The sequence below is a fragment of the Streptomyces sp. NPDC052020 genome, assembly GCF_040680575.1.
Taxonomy (GTDB): domain Bacteria; phylum Actinomycetota; class Actinomycetes; order Streptomycetales; family Streptomycetaceae; genus Streptomyces.
In genome coordinates, this window is the sequence record NZ_JBFAWY010000051.1 from 1 (window position 1) to 15452 (window position 15452).

The 15452-nt window shown below is 74.5% G+C and carries 12 protein-coding genes; 4 read left to right on the forward strand and 8 right to left on the reverse strand.

The window, feature by feature from the left end:
• Positions 1–313 precede the first annotated feature (313 nt).
• The 7 genes from AB0L74_RS31995 to rsmI form a co-directional block, all read right to left on the reverse strand.
• Positions 314–997, reverse strand: a complete 684-nt coding sequence (locus AB0L74_RS31995) for a response regulator transcription factor (RefSeq protein WP_365660199.1) — start codon at positions 995–997, stop codon at positions 314–316.
• A gap of 292 nt (positions 998–1289) precedes the next feature.
• Positions 1290–3104: an ABC-F family ATP-binding cassette domain-containing protein gene (locus tag AB0L74_RS32000; RefSeq protein ID WP_365660202.1), complete on the reverse strand. Its 1815-nt coding sequence runs from the start codon at positions 3102–3104 to the stop codon at positions 1290–1292.
• 185 nt (positions 3105–3289) lie between these two features.
• Positions 3290–4183, reverse strand: a complete 894-nt coding sequence (locus AB0L74_RS32005) for a 4-(cytidine 5'-diphospho)-2-C-methyl-D-erythritol kinase (RefSeq protein WP_365660205.1) — start codon at positions 4181–4183, stop codon at positions 3290–3292.
• 43 nt (positions 4184–4226) lie between these two features.
• Positions 4227–5120 (reverse strand): 16S rRNA (adenine(1518)-N(6)/adenine(1519)-N(6))-dimethyltransferase RsmA, encoded by an 894-nt coding sequence (rsmA, locus tag AB0L74_RS32010; protein ID WP_365660207.1) that lies wholly within the window; start codon positions 5118–5120, stop codon positions 4227–4229.
• Positions 5121–5140: 20 nt separating this feature from the next.
• Positions 5141–6415, reverse strand: coding sequence for a ubiquitin-like domain-containing protein (locus AB0L74_RS32015; protein WP_365660210.1), 1275 nt, complete (start codon positions 6413–6415; stop codon positions 5141–5143).
• A 132-nt stretch (positions 6416–6547) separates the two neighbouring features.
• On the reverse strand, positions 6548–7426 hold the full coding sequence (locus AB0L74_RS32020) for a TatD family hydrolase (RefSeq protein WP_365660213.1): 879 nt from the start codon (positions 7424–7426) through the stop codon (positions 6548–6550).
• 64 nt (positions 7427–7490) lie between these two features.
• Entirely contained in the window at positions 7491–8348 is an 858-nt protein-coding gene (rsmI, locus tag AB0L74_RS32025) for a 16S rRNA (cytidine(1402)-2'-O)-methyltransferase (RefSeq protein ID WP_365660216.1), read from the reverse strand.
• 61 nt (positions 8349–8409) lie between these two features.
• Between rsmI and AB0L74_RS32030 the strand changes: the two genes are divergently transcribed.
• From AB0L74_RS32030 to AB0L74_RS32040, 3 genes are all read left to right on the forward strand, one after another.
• On the forward strand, positions 8410–10152 hold the full coding sequence (locus tag AB0L74_RS32030; RefSeq protein WP_365660219.1) for a phospholipid carrier-dependent glycosyltransferase: 1743 nt from the start codon (positions 8410–8412) through the stop codon (positions 10150–10152).
• A 218-nt stretch (positions 10153–10370) separates the two neighbouring features.
• Positions 10371–11996 carry a penicillin-binding transpeptidase domain-containing protein gene (locus AB0L74_RS32035; RefSeq protein ID WP_365660221.1) on the forward strand — a complete coding sequence of 542 codons (1626 nt, stop codon included), beginning with the start codon at positions 10371–10373 and terminating at the stop codon, positions 11994–11996.
• 157 nt (positions 11997–12153) lie between these two features.
• Positions 12154–13821, forward strand: a complete 1668-nt coding sequence (locus tag AB0L74_RS32040; RefSeq protein WP_365660223.1) for a penicillin-binding transpeptidase domain-containing protein — start codon at positions 12154–12156, stop codon at positions 13819–13821.
• Between the two features lie 31 nt (positions 13822–13852).
• Here AB0L74_RS32040 and AB0L74_RS32045 read toward each other — a convergent pair whose 3' ends face one another.
• Entirely contained in the window at positions 13853–14230 is a 378-nt protein-coding gene (locus AB0L74_RS32045) for an SsgA family sporulation/cell division regulator (protein ID WP_365660225.1), read from the reverse strand.
• Between the two features lie 163 nt (positions 14231–14393).
• Between AB0L74_RS32045 and AB0L74_RS32050 the strand changes: the two genes are divergently transcribed.
• Entirely contained in the window at positions 14394–15452 is a 1059-nt protein-coding gene (locus AB0L74_RS32050; RefSeq protein WP_365660227.1) for an energy-coupling factor ABC transporter permease, read from the forward strand.

A 15452-nucleotide genomic window follows, 5' to 3' on the forward strand; every position in this document is an offset into this window, starting at 1 on the left:
GCGGTTGGCGCGTCAACACCGGAACGTTCTTGGCCGACCGATTCCGCGCCGTTCCGAGGACGGACACCCCCCGACGCGACCCGACCCACCCCCCCCGCGAAGGCGCTACGCCCACCCCCACCGAAGCCGCACAGGCGCCGCAGGCACGACGCCGCACCCCCACCGGAGCCGCACCGGGGCGCACCGGAGCCGCAGGCACAACCGACGCGCCCCCACCGGAGCCGCAGGCACAACCGACGCGCCCCCACCGGAGCCACAGGCACAACCGACGCGCCCCCACCGGAGCCGCAGGCACAACCGACGCGCCCGCCCCCTACTCCCCCGCCCGCCCCACCGCCCCCGCGCGGTCCAGCAGGCCCGTGCGGGCGGCCAGGGCGGCGGCCTCCAGGCGTGAGCCGACGCCCAGCTTCATCAGTACCCGCTGGACGTGCGTCCGGGCCGTGGACGGCGCGATGCCCATGCCGGCCGCGATGAGCCGCGTGTCCTCGCCCTCGGCGACCCGGACCAGGACCTCGACCTCCCTCGGCGTGAGCATCTGGAGCAACCGCTGCCCCTCGTCGTCCGGCTGCGCCACCGGATTCAGCAGCTCGCTGAACGCCCCCTGGAGCAGCTGCGGCGCTACCGCCGCCTCCCCGGCCCGCGCCTTCATGATCGCCCGCTCCACCCCCTCGATGCGCTCGTCGTGCCGCACATACCCCGAGGCCCCGGCGGCGAAGGCCGCCGCGATCCCGCGCGGACTCGGCACCGGCCCCAGCACCACCACCGCCACCTGCGGACGCTCCCGCTTGACCTTCACCACCGGGTCGAACATCCCCGGCTCGGCCGGCGCCGCCGTTCCCAGCAGACACACCTCGGGCGCGCGACTGATCACCAGCTCCGCCGCCCCCGCGGCGGGCGCCGCCGCGGCGAGCACCCGGTGCCCCCGCAGCTTCAGCGCCGACGCCAGCGCCTCGGCGTGCAATCGGTGGTCGTCGACCACCATGAGCCGCACTCCCATCGAGCAACCCCCCAGTCCCCCCATGGCTCCAGCGAGGCACCGCACGGCGCCCCCGCACATGCCCAACTACCAAGGCCCCGCCAGGGATGCGCGCCCGTCCCACCGGTCAGAGCCCGACCGGCTCCCGACACGGCCCGGCCCCGCCTTCTCATCCCCCGGAAGCTACACGCTCGCCGGACATCGCGCGCCCCCTACGGGTAAGCGATGCCCCGGATCACCGAAATCCCTCGCAGGACGGCCCGCGGCGGCCCCGCCGCAGCCGGCGAGGGCGCACACACGACGGGCGCGGGGATCAGGCGTCCTCCGCCAGCTCCAGCCAGCGCAGCTCCAGTTCCTCCCGCTGACCGGCCAGTTCCCGCAGCTCGGCGTCGAGTTCCGCGACCTTCGCGAAGTCGGTCGCGTTCTCGGCGATCCGGGCGTGCAGCGCCGCCTCCTTCTCGGAGATCTTGTCTAGCTGCCGCTCGATCTTCTGGAGTTCCTTCTTCGCGGCACGCTGGTCGGCGGCGCTCTTCTCGGGCGCGGCCTTGTCGGCGGCCGGGGCCGGGACGGGCACGGCGGCCGCCGCCGCCTCCTCCATCCGCCGGCGCCGCTCCAGGTACTCGTCGATGCCGCGCGGCAGCATCCGCAGCGTGCCGTCGCCGAGCAGGGCGAACACCCGGTCGGTGGTGCGCTCGATGAAGAACCGGTCGTGGGAGATGACGATCATCGAGCCGGGCCAGCCGTCGAGGAGGTCCTCCAACTGGGTCAGGGTCTCGATGTCGAGGTCGTTGGTGGGCTCGTCGAGGAAGAGGACGTTGGGCTCGTCCATCAGCAGCCGCAGCAGTTGCAGCCGGCGCCGCTCACCACCGGACAGATCCCCGACCGGCGTCCACTGCTTCTCCTTGGTGAACCCGAACGTCTCGCACAGCTGCCCGGCGGTCATCTCGCGCCCCTTGCCGAGGTCGACGCGCTCGCGCACCCGCTGGACGGCCTCCAGCACCCGCCACGTGGGGTCGAGTTCGGCGACCTCCTGCGACAGGTAGGCCAGCTTGACGGTCTTGCCGACGCGGATCCGCCCGCCGGTGGGCTGCCGCTCCCCCTCGCTGTACGCGGCCTCGGCGAGCGCCCGCAGCAGCGAGGTCTTGCCGGCGCCGTTGACGCCGACGAGGCCGACGCGGTCGCCGGGGCCGAGCTGCCAGGTCAGGTGCTTGAGAAGGATCTTGGGCCCGGCCTGGACGGTCACGTCCTCCAGGTCGAAGACGGTCTTGCCCAGCCGCGACGAGGCGAACTTCATCAGCTCGCTGCTGTCGCGCGGCGGCGGCACGTCCTTGATCAGTTCGTTGGCGGCCTCGACGCGGAAGCGCGGCTTGGAGGTACGGGCGGGCGCCCCGCGCCGCAGCCACGCCAGCTCCTTGCGGACGAGGTTCTGCCGCTTGACCTCCTCGGTGGCGGCGATGCGCTCACGCTCGGCGCGGGCGAAGACGTAGTCGGAGTAGCCGCCCTCGTACTCGTGGACCACGCCGCGCTGCACGTCCCACATGCGGGTGCAGACCTGGTCGAGGAACCAGCGGTCGTGGGTGACGCACACCAGTGCCGAGCGCCGCTCCCGCAGGTGCCGGGCGAGCCAGGCGATGCCCTCGACGTCGAGGTGGTTGGTGGGCTCGTCCAGGACGATCAGGTCCTGCTCGGCGATGAGCAGCTTGGCGAGCGCGATACGGCGCCGCTCGCCACCCGACAGCGGACCGATGACGGTGTCCAGGCCCTTGGGGAACCCGGGCAGGTCCAGCCCGCCGAAGAGCCCGGTCAGTACGTCGCGGATCTTGGCGTTGCCCGCCCACTCGTGGTCGGCCAGGTCGCCGATGACCTCGTGGCGGACGGTGGCCTCGGGATCGAGGGAGTCGTGCTGGGTGAGGACGGCCAGGCGCAGCCCGCCGGAGTGGGTGACGCGGCCGGTGTCGGCGTCCTCCAGCTTGGCCAGCATCCGGATCAGCGTGGTCTTGCCGTCGCCGTTGCGGCCGACGACGCCGATGCGGTCCCCTTCGGAGACACCGAGGGAGATGCCGTCGAGGAGGGCACGGGTGCCGTACACCTTGCTGACGTTCTCGACATTCACCAGGTTGACGGCCATTTCTCTCCTGCCTGGGGGGTGGCTCGGCCATCCAGGGTAGGCCCTACGGCGCGGTGACCGGGGCGCCCGGGGTCGGTCGCCCCTCGCGGCCGGGGGCCGCGGTCCGCGTCCGCGGCCGGCGAGGGACGCCGCCCGCCGGGGGCCGCGGCCCGGGACGGCGCCGCCGCCGGGACCGCGCCCGGTCCTCAGACCACGGTCGCGCCCGCCACCGGCCCCTGCGCCGTGCGCACCGTCCGGCAGGTCCCCGACGCCCGCAGCACCGCCGCCACCTCGGCCGCCGACTCGGCGTCGGAGGCGAGGAAGGCCGTGGTGGGGCCGGAGCCCGAGACCAGCGCGGCGAGGGCGCCCGCCGCGCGGCCCGCGGCCAGGGTGTCGGACAGCTCGGGGAAGAGGGAGAGGGCCGCGGGCTGGAGGTCGTTGGAGACGGCGACGGCGAGCGCGTCGCAGTCGCCCTTGGCGAGCGCGGCGATGACGTCCGGGGAGGCCACCGGTGCCGACACGTCCCGGCCCTCGGCGAGCCGGTCGAACTCACGGAAGACGGCCGGCGTGGACAGCCCCCGCCGCGCCATCGCGAACACCCAGTGGAAGGTGCCGCCCACCTCCAGCGGCGACAGCCGCTCGCCGCGTCCGGTGCCCAGCGCCGCCCCGCCGACCAGGCTGAACGGCACGTCGCTGCCCAGCTCGGCGCAGATGTCGAGGAGTTCGTCGCGGGAGGCGCCCGTGCCCCACAGCGCGTCGCAGGCGACCAGCGCGGCGGCGCCGTCCGCGCTGCCGCCCGCCATGCCGCCGGCGACGGGGATGTCCTTGGCGATGTGCAGGTGCACGGCGGGCTGGAGGCCGTGGCGCTCGGCGAGGGCGAGCGCGGCGCGCGCCGCCAGGTTGGCGCGGTCCAGCGGGACCTGCTCGGCGTCCGGCCCGGCGCAGGTGACGCGCAGTTCGCCGGCCGGGGCCGCGGTGACCTCGTCGTACAGGCCGACGGCGAGGAAGACGTTGGCCAGGTCGTGGAAGCCGTCGGGGCGGGCGGCGCCGACCGCGAGCTGGACGTTGACCTTGGCGGGGACCCGGACGGTGACGCTCACGCGCCTGCCTCCTTCTGCTCGGTCTGGTGCACGGTCGGCCGGCCTACTCGGCCCGCTCGGCCTGCTCGGCCTGCTCGGCCTTGTATTCGGCGATCCGCGCGAACTCCTCGACGGTCAGGGACTCCCCGCGGGCCCGCGGGGAGACTCCCGCGGCGACGAGGGCCGCCTCGGCCGCGGCGGCCGACCCGGCCCACCCGGCCAGCGCCGCCCGCAGCGTCTTGCGGCGCTGGGCGAAGGCGGCGTCGACGACGGCGAAGACCTCGGTCTTCGAGGCGGTGGTCTTGACCGGCTCGGTGCGGCGGACCAGGGAGACCAGGCCGCTGTCCACGTTCGGCGCGGGCCAGAACACGTTGCGGCCGATGGCCCCGGCGCGCTTGACCTCGGCGTACCAGTTCGCCTTCACGCTCGGCACGCCGTACACCTTCGAGCCGGGGCCGGCGGCGAGGCGGTCGGCGACCTCGGACTGGACCATGACGAGGGTGCGCTCGATGCTCGGGAAGGTGTCGAGCATGTGCAGCAGCACGGGCACGGCCACGTTGTAGGGGAGGTTGGCGACCAGCGCGGTCGGGGCGGGTCCCGGCAGCTCGGTCACCCGCATCGCGTCGGAGTGGACCAGCGCGAACCGGTCGGCGCGCTCGGGCATGCGGGCGGCGATGGTGGCGGGCAGGGCCGCGGCCAGCACGTCGTCGATCTCCACGGCGGTGACCCGGTCGGCGGCCTCCAGCAGCGCCAGGGTGAGCGAGCCGAGCCCCGGGCCCACCTCGACCACCACGTCGTCGGGCCGGACACCGGCGGTGCGGACGATGCGGCGGACCGTGTTGGCGTCGATCACGAAGTTCTGGCCGCGCTGCTTGGTGGGGCGCACGCCGAGGGCCGTCGCGAGTTCGCGGACGTCGGCGGGGCCCAGGAGGGCGTCGGGCGGGGTGGGGCTGCTCACCCCCCAAGGGTAGCCGTGGGTCACCGCTGCAACCGCGCCCCGCAGTGCGGCCAGGGGCTCGCCCCCTGCCGCGCGTACAGCTTCTTGGCCCGGTAGGTCTGTTCCGCGGCGGGGGCGTCCTGGGGACGGCCGCGCCCGCCGAGGCTGTGCCAGGTCCGGGTGTCGAACTGGTACAGGCCGCCGTACGTCCCCGACGGGTCCACGGCGTCGGGCCTCCCGCCCGACTCGCAGGCGGCCAGCCCCTCCCAGTCCAGGTGGTCGGCGCCGCGCACGGAGGCGGGCCGGGACCGGGTGCCGACCCGGACGACGCGCGGGCGCGGCTCGCGCACCACCTCGGTGCGCAGCAGGCGCGGGGTGAGCCGGACCCCGTTGACCGTGCGCACGGCGTACGTCGTACGGCGCAGCCCCGGCTGCCCGGCCCGCTCGACGACCTCGGTGCCGCGGTAGAGGGCGGGGTCCGCCACGCGCCGCACCGGGTGGGGGATCGGTTCCTCGTGGACCTCCCGGCCCGCGGTGATCCGCAGCACGGTGACGGCCTGCCCGTCGCGGGGGAAGCTGTCGGCCGGGACGGAGAGGGTGTCCTGGCCGCGCAGGGTGACGCCCGCCTGCGCGACGGCCTCGCGCACGGTCGCCGCGTTGGTGCGCAGGGTCCGCGCCCGGCCGTCCGCCATGATCGTCACCGTGCGTTCGGTGCGCACGTCCAGCGTGAGGCCCGCGCGTCCGATGCGCCGGGAGCGTGAGGCCGACAGGTACGCGCCCTCGGCGCGCACCCCGAGCTGGCGCAGCGCTCCCTCCACCGTGTCCGCCGTCGTCCACACCCGGCGCCGCCGGCCGTCGAGGGTGAGCAGGACGGGGCGTCCGTGGCGGACGGCGATCTCGTCGCCGTCGCCGAGCGCGGTTCCGGGGGCGGGCGCGACCACGTCGTGCGCCCCGACCGCCACGCCCTCCTCCGCGAGCAGTTCGGTCACGTCGTCCGCGAAGGTGTGCAGGGTGCGCTGACTGCCGTCGACGCTCAGCCGGACGGCCTTGTCCTCGGCGACGAACGCGGTGGTGCCGCCGGCGAGGAACGCCACGACCAGCGCCCGCGGCAGCAGGCGGCGCAGACGGGCCTCGCCGGCGCGCTCCGCGTACCGCGGCCCGCGCCGGTGGGCCGCCCGCCGCCTCGCCCGGGCGCGCCCGGTGGGGGCCGGGGCAGCGGCGGGGCCGGGCTCGGGGTCCCGGGCGGCCGCCGGCGGGGGCGCGCCGTGCGCGCCGACCTCCGCGGTCTCGTACGTCTCGTGGCCAGTGTTGCTCACGCCGACACACTCCAGGGGCCGGAGGGGTCCGGAAGGGACCCGGACGGGGCCCCCAGAACCTAGCGGAGCGGTCGTCGCCGACCAAGGCGACGCGACTACACAGGGTCGCCGAATTGTCGTACGCGGTGTCGCTCAGTAGCCGAACGCGCGGGCCGTGTTGGCGCCGAGGGCCGCGGCCATCGCGTCCTCGTCGATGCCGCGTACGGCGGCCATGGCCCGCACGGTGACCGGGATCAGGTAGGGGGCGTTGGGGCGGCCCCGGTAGGGCGCCGGGGTCAGGAACGGCGCGTCGGTCTCCACCAGGACCAGGTCCAGCGGGGCCGCCGCGAGGGCGTCGCGCAGGTGCTGGGCGTTCTTGAAGGTGACGTTGCCGGCGAAGGACAGGAAGTACCCGGCGCGGGCGCACACCTCGGCCATCTCCGCGTCGCCCGAATAGCAGTGGAAGACCGTCCGCTCGGGGGCGCCCTCCTCCTTCAGCACGCGCAGGACGTCGGCGTGGGCGTCGCGGTCGTGGATGACCAGGGTCTTGCCGTGCCGCTTGGCGATCTCGATGTGGGCGCGGAAGGACCGCTCCTGGGCCGCCCTGCCCTCCGCGCCGGTGCGGAAGTAGTCCAGGCCCGTCTCGCCGACACCCTTGACCTGCGGCAGCGCGGCCAGCCGGTCGATCTCGGCGAGCGCCTCGTCCAGCGCGGCGTCCCCGCCGGCCGCGCGGGCGCCCTGCCGGGACCACCCCTCGGGATCGCCGTGCACGATGCGCGGGGCCTCGTTCGGGTGCAGGGCGACGGCCGCGTGGACGGCGTCGTGGGCCGCCGCCGTCTCGGCCGCCCAGCGGGAGCCGGGTACGTCGCAGCCGACCTGCACGACCGTCGTGACGCCCACGGACGCGGCCTTGGCGAGTCCTTCCTCGACCGTGCCGGACTGCATGTCGAGGTGGGTGTGCGAGTCGGCGACCGGCACCCGGAGGGGTTCCGGGAGCGGCGGGGCCTCGGTCTTGTCGGCGTTCGCAGGCATGCCCCGATCCTACGGAAGCGGCGGGCCGGCCGGAGCGGTCAGCCCGCCCCGCGGCGCCGGCGGCTCACCCCGCGGAGTGCTTGGCCGCCACCACCGCGTCGAACACCTCCCGCTTGGGCAGGCCCGCCTCCGCGGCCACCGCGGCGATCGCCTCCTTGCGCCGCTCCCCCGCCTCCTCGCGCACCCGCACCCGGCGCACCAGCTCGGCGGCGTCGAGCTGCTCGGGCCCCTTCTCCGGCGCCCCCTCGACGACGACGGTGATCTCCCCGCGCACCCCGTCCGCGGCCCAGGCGGCGAGCTCGCCCAGCGGACCGCGCCGGACCTCCTCGTACGTCTTGGTCAGCTCCCGGCACACGGCCGCGCGCCGGTCGCCGCCGAACACCTCGGCCATCGCGGCGAGGGTGTCGTCGAGCCGGTGCGGGGCCTCGAAGTAGACCAGGGTGCGCCGCTCGCCGGCGACCTCGCGCAGCCGGGCGAGGCGCTCCCCGGCCTTGCGCGGCAGGAAGCCCTCGAAGCAGAACCGGTCGACGGGCAGCCCGGACAGGGCGAGCGCGGTGAGCACGGCGGACGGGCCGGGGACGGCGGTGACGCGGACGTCGCGCTCGACGGCCGCCGCGACCAGCCGGTACCCGGGGTCGGACACGGACGGCATCCCGGCGTCGGTCACCAGCAGCACGCGCGCGCCGTTCACCAGCTCCTCGACGAGCTCGGGGGTGCGGGCGGACTCGTTGCCCTCGAAGTACGACACGACGCGCCCCTTGGGGGTGACCCCGAGGGCCTGGGTGAGCCGGCGCAGCCGCCGGGTGTCCTCGGCGGCGACGACGTCGGCGCCGGCCAGCTCCTCGGCGAGCCGGGGCGGGGCGTCGGCGATGTCCCCGATGGGGGTGCCGGCGAGGACCAGGGTTCCGGGTGCGACTGTCACGTTTCCATCCTCGCAGGGGCAAGGACGGGACTCGCACAGACGGGTTCCCTACGATGGCGCGGTGACCAGTACCGCGTCCTCCACGGACACCCGGAAGGACCAGGCGCCGCCCGAGGGGCGGCCGGCGTGGCAGCAGCGGCTGCGCCGCTTCGGATACACGGCGGGGCCCGGCGGTGACGTCCGCGAGCGGCTGGTGCCGCCGTACACCCGGCCCGGTGCGCGGATGTGGGACTCCCTCGGCGTTCCGGCCCCGCTCGCCGACCGGATCGCGCGCTGGTCGGGCTGGGGCGGGCCGCTGCTGGTGACGCTGCTGGCGGGCGTGCTCAGGTTCTGGAACCTGAGCAGCCCGAAGGCGGTGATATTCGACGAGACGTACTACGCCAAGGACGCCTGGGGGCTGGTCCACCGCGGGTTCGAGGTCAACTGGGACAAGAACGCCAACGACCTGATCCTGAACACCGGCGGGCAGGTGCCCATCCCGACGGACGCGGCGTACGTGGTGCATCCGCCGGTCGGCAAGTACGTGATCGGGCTCGGCGAGCTGGTCTTCGGGTTCGATCCGTTCGGCTGGCGGTTCATGCCCGCGCTGCTCGGCACGCTGTCGGTGCTGCTGCTGTGCCGGATCGGCCGCCGGCTGTTCCGCTCCACCTTCCTGGGCTGCCTGGCGGGCGCGCTGCTGGCGGTGGACGGGCTGCACTTCGTGATGAGCCGCACCGCGCTGCTGGACAGCGTGCTGATGTTCTTCGTGCTGGCCGCGTTCGGCTGCCTGGTCGTGGACCGGGACAAGGCGCGGGAGCGGCTGGCCGCCGCGCTGCCGGCGGACGCCGGCGGCCGCGTCCGGCCGGACGCGCACGCGGCCGAGACCACCCGGCTCGGGTGGCGGCCGTGGCGCTGGGCGGCGGGGCTGATGCTGGGCCTGGCCATCGGCACCAAGTGGAACGGCCTGTACATCATGGCGGCGTTCTGCGTGATGGCCGTGTTGTGGGACGTCGCCGCGCGCCGGGTGGCGGGCGCGCGCCGGCCGCACCTGGCGGTCCTGCGGCGCGATCTGGGGTGGGCCTTCCTGTCGACGGTCCCGGTCGCGATCGTCACCTACGTGTGGTCCTGGGCGGGCTGGATCTTCTCCCCCGACGACGGCTCCGGCGGCTACTACCGCAACTGGGCGGCCACCGACGGCAAGGACAGCGACTGGTCCTGGCTGTTCCCGGACTGGTGGCGGAGCCTGTGGCACTACGAGACGCAGGTCTTCGACTTCCACACCAGCCTCACCTCGCCGCACACCTACCAGTCCAACCCGTGGAGCTGGATCGTCCTGGGCCGCCCGGTCTCCTACTTCTACGAGTCGCCGGCGCCCGGCCAGGACGGCTGCCCGGCCGACGCGGGCGGGAAGTGCGCCCGCGAGGTGCTGGCGCTCGGCACGCCGCTGCTGTGGTGGGTGGCGTGCTTCGCGGTCCTGTACGTGCTGTGGCGCTGGCTGTTCCGGCGAGACTGGCGGGCGGGCGCCATCGCCTGCGGCGTGGTGGCCGGGTACCTGCCGTGGTTCCTGTACCAGGAGCGCACGATCTTCCTCTTCTACGCCGTGGTCTTCGTGCCGTTCCTGTGCCTGGCGGTGGCGATGCTGCTGGGCGCGATCGTCGGCCGGCCCGGTTCGAGCGAGGCCCGGCGGCTGGCGGGGGCGGCGGGCGCGGGCGTGCTGGTGCTGCTGATCGCCTGGAACTTCATCTACTTCTGGCCCATCTACACCGGCACCGCCCTCCCGATGGATGACTGGCGGTCACGTATGTGGCTGGATACCTGGGTGTAGGCCCGTCCGCCCCGGCATGGGGAGCTTGCCGGGGCAGGAGCCGGTAATCCGGAACGCCCCGGTCTGCCCCACGTGCCGTTCAGCCGGCTGGTCTCCGTTCGGCCAACAAACGGAAACATCCGTACCGCGGGTCACCCCTTTGTGCGTACAGTGCTCGGACGACGGGCTTTCTGAACACGTTCAGAAAACGTGGGGGCCCGGGGGGAGGGGACAGCCTGATGGGCAAGGGGGTCAAGGCGGCCGTCGTCGGCGGTGTGTTCGCCGTGATGCTGGGCGGGGCCGGGTACGGCGCCTACAACCTGGTGTCGGCGGTGAACGGCACGGGCGGGAACGGGCCCGCGCCGGTGCGGACCGGTCCGCCGGGCCAGAAGGAGGTCGAGGACGCCTCGGCCAAGTTCTTCGCGGCCTGGGAGAAGGGCGAGGCGGCGACGGCGGCGACGTACACCGACAACGCCGAGGCGGCCGGGCGGCTGCTGACGGCGTACGGCGCGGACGCCCACATCACCGACGTGAGCATCACGCCGGGCGCGGCCGCCGGCACCAGCGTGCCGTTCACCGTGCGGGCGCGGGTGGCGTACGAGGGGAAGTCCGCGCCGCTGACGTACAAGAGCTCCCTGACCGTGGTGCGGGGGGTCACCACCGGGCGGGCGCTGGTCGACTGGAAGCCGTCGGTCGTCCATCCGGAGCTGAAGGAGGGCGACACCCTGGTCACCGCCGAGTCGGCGAACCCGCCGATCGAGGCCGTGGGCCGGGACGGCAGCGTGCTCACGAAGGAGAAGTACCCCTCGCTCGGGCCGGTGCTGGACACCCTGCGCGCCAAGTACGGCGACAAGGCGGGCGGCCGGCCCGGCGTCGAGCTGGTCGTCCGGCACGCCGCCCAGGAGGCCGCCGACACGCCCCTGCTCACCCTGGCGAAGGGCGAGCCCGGCACCCTGCGCACCACGCTCAGCGCGCGTGTGCAGGCGGCGGCCGAGCGGGCGGTGAAGCGGTACGCCGAGTCGTCGGTGGTGGCGGTCAAGCCCAGCACCGGCGAGGTGCTGGCCGTGGCCAACAACCGCGCGGACGGCTTCAACGCGGCCTTCCAGGGCCAGGTCGCGCCCGGCTCCACCATGAAGATCATCACGGCGGCGATGCTCATCGACAACGGGGTGACCTCGATGAACGGCCCGGCGCCCTGCCCGGACACCGCCACCTGGCAGAGCCAGACCTTCCACAACCTGCCCGGCCTGCCGCCGGATGAGAACGCGACGCTGGCAGGCAGCTTCCAGCGCTCCTGCAACACGGCCTTCATCAAGCTCGTCGACGAGGAGCCGCTGACGGACGCCTCCCTGACCGCGGAGGCCGAGGAGCGGTTCGGGCTCGGGCGCGACGACTGGCAGACCGGGATCGCCTCCTTCGACGGCCGGGTGCCCGCCTCCGGCGGCCCCGACCGCGCCGCGAACGCCATCGGGCAGGGGCAGGTGCAGATGAACCCGCTGAACATGGCCTCGGTGACCGCCACCGCCATCACGGGCACCTTCCGCCAGCCCTATCTGGTCTCCCCCGACCTCGACGGGCGGCGGCTGGCCACCGCCCAGGGCCTGCCGGCGGGCACCGCCGCCCAGCTCAAGCAGATGATGCGGCTGACCGCCACGCAGGGCACCGGCCGGGAGGCGATGGCGGGGCTCGGCGGGGACATCGGCGCGAAGACCGGTTCGGCGGAGGTGGACCGGCAGGCCACGTCCAACAGCTGGTTCACCGCCTTCCGCGACGACCTGGCGGCGGCGGCCATGACCGAGGAGGGCGGCCACGGCGGCGACGCGGCCGGTCCGATCGTGGCGGACGTGCTGCGGGCAGGCGGCTGAACCCGCCGCGCCGGACGGGACCGAAGGGTGCGGCCGTCGTTGGAACCGTGAGGGCCGCCGCGAGCGTGAGGGTCGTCGGAAGCGCGGGGACACCCGGCGCGTCCGGCGCACCGAGGGCCGAGCACCCCTGGGATCGACGGAGGAACGGAAAAGAGCAGTGGGCAACAGGAAGCGCGTCGCCGAGCGACGGAAGACGAGACCAGCCGTGCTCGGCGGGGTGATCGCCGCGGTCGTCGCCGGCGCCGGCGGGGTCGCCGCCTACGCGCTGTACGACGGGGCGGCGGCCGGGGACGGCACCCGGCCGGCGGCGGCCGAGAAGGAGGTCAAGACCGGCCCCCTGACGGCCGCCGAGGTGACCCGGGCCGCCCGCGCCTTCCTCACCGCCTGGCAGCGGGGCCGCGTCGCCGAGGCCGCCGCCGCGACCGACGACCCCAAGGCCGCCGCGGCGCTGCTCAACGGCTACGCCGAGGAAGCCCGGATCAGGAACCCCGCCCTCACCCCGGGCACGCCGGCCGGGGCGAAGGTCCCGTTCTCCGTCAAGGCGACGGTGTCCTACGGGGAGACCGGCACGCCGTTCGCGTACGACAGCGCGCTGACGGTGGTACGGCGCGCCGGCGACGGTGAGCCGCGCGTCGACTGGCACGCCTCCGTCGTCCACCCGGCCCTCGCCGACGGCGACCGGCTGGTCACCGGGGAGGCCGGGACGCCGCCGGTGAAGGCGCTGGACCGCGACGGCGGGGAGATCACGGCCGCGAAGTACCCCTCGCTGGGCACGGTCCTGGACGGGCTGCGCGAGAAGTACGGCAAGATCGCGGGCGGCACGGCCGGCGTGGAACTGCGGGTGGTGCGCGGCAAGGAGTCGCAGGCGAGGAAGGTCTCCGACAAGACGCTGCTGGAGCTCAGCGAGGGCACGCCCGGCACGGTGCGGACCACGCTGGACCCGGCCCTCCAGGCGTCCGCCGAGGCGCAGGTCGCGAAGAAGGCGCGGGCCTCGGTGGTCGTGCTGCGCGCCTCCACCGGGGAGATCCTGGCGGTCGCCAACAGCGGCCACGGCTTCAACACCGCCTTCCAGGGGGCGCTGGCCCCCGGCTCGACGATGAAGGTCGTCACCGCGTCGCTGCTGATCGACAAGGGCCTGGCGTCGGTGGACGCCAAGCACCCCTGCCCGAAGTACTTCTCCTACGGCGGCTGGAAGTTCCAGAACGACGACAAGTTCGAGATCAAGAACGGCACGTTCCGGGCGAGCTTCGCGCGCTCCTGCAACACCGCCTTCATCAGCCAGGCCCCGAAGCTGAAGAACGACGACCTGACCAAGCAGGCCCAGCAGGTCTTCGGCCTGTCGATGGACAACTGGTCGGTCGGGGTGCCCACCTTCGACGGCGCGGTGCCGGTGCAGAGCGCCGCCCCGATGGCCGCCTCCCTCATCGGGCAGGGCGGGGTGCGGATGAACCCGCTCAACATGGCGTCGGTGTCGGCGACCGTGAAGACGGGCACCTTCCACCAGCCGTACCTGGTCTCCCCGTCGGTCGACGGGCGCAAGCTCGCCACCGCCTCGCGCACGATGCCCGCCGCCACGCTGGCGCAGCTGCGCGAGCTGATGACGTACACGGCCGCCTCCGGCACGGCGGCCCAGGCGATGTCCGGGCTGGGCGCGGACGCCGGCGCGAAGACCGGCTCGGCGGAGGTGGACGGCCAGGAGAAGCCGAACGGCTGGTTCACCGCCTACCGGGGCGACCTGGCCGCGGCGGGCGTCGTCCAGGCGGGCGGCCACGGCGGCGACACGGCCGGGCCGATCGTGGCGGCGCTGCTCCGGCAGGGCGGCTGAGGCCGGCGGCGCCGCCCGGACGGCGGTGTCCTCAGCGCGCCACCGGCTCCGTCGCCGCGGCCGTGGCCGCCGTGTAGGTCCGGCGCAGGAACCGCAGCAGCGCCTCGGTGTCGAACTCGACCACCGAGCAGCCGTCCGCGGAGTGGAACTCCACCACGGCCCGCACCCGTCCGCACGGCCAGACCCGCACCTCGCCGTTCCCGGCCGGCGCCCGCAGTCCCTGTTCCAGCAGCGCCCGCGAGAAGGTCCACCGGCAGGAGCCGCGTCCGGGCAGTGCGACGCACACCGACCGCGGATCGTCCTCGGGGTCGTACCGGAGCACGACCGGTACGGCCCCGCCGCCCTCCTCGTCCGGCAGGTCGGCGTCGGTGAGGACGTGGGCTCGCGCGTACTGCTCGACTACGGACATCGGACGGCCCCTTACCTTCTGTCACCGGTGTGGACCGTGTGCCCACCCCACTCCCGTGTCCCATATATTCCGATTTACACCTCGGGGCATCGATATATCGCAGGTGGATACGACAGCTCCTCGCTCTTGCAAGCCCTTTGCAACAGCGGCCTATCATCGACAGGTGCACGTACCGGACGGATTCATCAACGCCCCGACCTCCGCCGTGACCGGGGTCGCCGCCGCCGGCGCCATCGCCGTCAGCCTGCGCGGCGCGCGCCGCGAGCTCGGGCAGGAGCGCGCGGCCCCGCTGGCCGGGCTGGTGGCGGCGTTCATCTTCGCGGTGCAGATGCTGAACTTCCCCGTGGCGGCGGGGACCAGCGGCCATCTGCTGGGCGGTGCGCTCGCCGCGATACTCGTGGGCCCCTTCACCGGGGTCCTGTGCGTCTCCGTCGTCCTGCTCATGCAGGGCGTCCTCTTCGCCGACGGCGGCCTGACCGCGCTCGGCGTGAACATCACCGACATGGCGATCGTGACCACCGCCGTCGCCTACGCCGTCTTCCGGGGCCTGGTGAAGGTGCTGCCGCGCTCCCGCCGGTCGGTGACCGCGGCCTCCTTCGCCGCCGCCCTCCTCTCCGTCCCGGCCGCCGCCCTCGCCTTCACGCTCCTGTACTGGGTGGGCGGCACCACGGACGTCGCGATCGGCAAGGTCGCCACCGCCATGATCGGCGTGCACGTCCTCATCGGCATCGGCGAGGCCGTGATCACCGCGCTCACCGTCGGCGCCGTCATCGCCGTACGCCCCGACCTGGTGTACGGCGCCCGCGGGCTGACGCGGAAGCTGAAGCTGCGGGTGAACGGCGAGCTGGTCGACGCGCCGGCCGTCCAGCCGGTCACCGTCCCGGCCACGGCCCGGTCCCCCCGCAAGCTGTGGATCACCGGCCTGGTCACCTCGCTCGCGCTGGCCGGGTTCGTCAGCTTCTACGCCTCCGCCAGCCCCGACGGACTGGAGAAGGTCGCCGCCGACCAGGGCATCGACAAGAAGGCCGAGGAGCACGCGGCCGCCGGCTCCCCGCTCGCCGACTACGGCGTCGAGGACGTCGGCGACGCCCGCCTGTCCGGCGGCCTCGCCGGCGTGATCGGCGTCGGCGTGACCGTCGTCGCGGGCAGCACGGTCTTCTGGGCGGTGCGCCGGCGCCGTACCCGCGACGTGTCCCCGACGTCGACGAGCACGGGCGTCTGA